Source organism: Arthrobacter sp. Hiyo1, from assembly GCF_001263615.2.
GTDB lineage: Bacteria > Actinomycetota > Actinomycetes > Actinomycetales > Micrococcaceae > Arthrobacter.
Window position 1 is genome coordinate 88,964 of sequence record NZ_DF952469.1, and the last position, 1,533, is coordinate 90,496.

Annotated in this window: 3 protein-coding genes; all 3 read right to left on the reverse strand. The window is 62.3% G+C overall.

The features are described 5' to 3' along the window. A partial coding sequence (locus AHiyo1_RS05040; protein WP_148667472.1) for an adenylyltransferase/cytidyltransferase family protein occupies positions 1-511 on the reverse strand: 511 nt, incomplete at its 3' end. 116 nt (positions 512-627) lie between these two features. Then, positions 628-1,077, reverse strand: a complete 450-nt coding sequence (locus AHiyo1_RS05045) for a hypothetical protein (RefSeq protein ID WP_059387818.1) — start codon at positions 1,075-1,077, stop codon at positions 628-630. Between the two features lie 2 nt (positions 1,078-1,079). Then, entirely contained in the window at positions 1,080-1,433 is a 354-nt protein-coding gene (locus AHiyo1_RS24470) for a hypothetical protein (protein ID WP_059387819.1), read from the reverse strand. Positions 1,434-1,533 lie beyond the last annotated feature (100 nt).

Genomic DNA, 1,533 nt, shown 5'->3' on the forward strand with positions numbered 1-1,533 from the left:
CCGTGCCGCCGTCGTCGTGTACTGGAAAGCCTTCCGCGCCGAACTCGTTGACCACGTGGACGCCGAATCCGAGTTCCTTGCCCAATTCCTGCATGGTGCCGACGTCGCCGGAATTTCCCACGCCGAAACGAAGATCGTGGCCCACAACGACATGTGCTGCGTGAAGCCCGTCCAGCAGGACCTTGACGACGAATTCCTCGGGCGTCATGGCGGCAAGCGTGAGGTTGTATTTCATGACGAGGACGGCGTCCACGCCCGTGCCGGCCAGGGCATCGAGCTTGTCCTGCAGCCCCATGAGGAGCTCCGGAGCGGAGTCGGGCCGATGGACCAGTGCCGGGTGGGGATCGAAGGTCACGACGACGGACCGCGCACCGTGCTGCTTTGCCGTGCGCAACAGTTGCGTCAGCACTTGCTGGTGTCCGCGATGGACGCCGTCAAAGTTGCCGATGGTCACGACGCTGGGACCGAAATCCTCGGGGACCTCGGTGGGATCGTTCCAGATGTGGACCATCAACCTCGCCTTTTACTGCTGGTATTGACTATGCCCGGTGCCTGCTCCGGCGCCGGAATTCTCTAAGGTTACTCGCTATCCCACGGCGCCCTTGCCCGATGGCGGAGCTCCGATTTCTACTGCGTGAGTGGTGCCGGACGCCGACGGTAGAGCCACAGTAGTCCCAGGACCGGCAGGATCAACGGCACAAAGCCGTATCCACGTCCGAACAAGGACCACACAGTGTCGTGCGGGAAAGCCACCGGATCGAAAAGGCTGATGGCGCCAACCACCACCACGCCGACCATCTCAACAAGGACGGCCGCGAGGGACACCTTGAACCACGTGCGGCCTGGCTTCGCGAGGGAGACCGTGGCCACGATGTACACCACGGCGGCGAAAGCCGAGAGGATGTGCGCCAAGGGAGCATCCGAGAACTTGGTCAGGATCTGGTAGCCGGCACGGGCCGTGGCCGAGATCGCGAACACCGCGTAGACCGCAATCAGCAGCCTCCCGGGCCCGGTGTTGCGGGTGTCCCGGTTCTTCTTCCCGGTGGTTTCAACAGTCACTTCGTGTGCTTCTTCCAATGTCAGTACCAGATCTGGTTCATGCGGGCCGCCATGACCAATGCGGTGACGCCCACGGCGCCCATGACGAAATTGCTCCAACGGGTCCGCTCCAGGATGGACCAGTACACCGCGACGACGGGGAGGATGAGTGCCGTGATGATGTAGCCCCAGAATTCCCAGGGCTCCCCCGCGATCTTTTCACCCATCACCACGCGGATGATCGATCCCACCAGATAGACCAGCAGGACGAGTTCGACGGCGGCAACCGACAGTATGGTGACGTCGTTGGGGGCCTTCTTCATGATGCCGGCCGCGACGCAAATGATGGTGGACAACAGGCCCACTATCAGGACAGCGTAAAAGTATCCGTCCATGGTTACTGTGCCTGCTTTTCGTTGTCGGGGGCGAACACCAGGACGGGCTTGGCGAAGCTCCCCGCATCGGCCAACAGCGCCACCAGCTCTCCTGACGGAG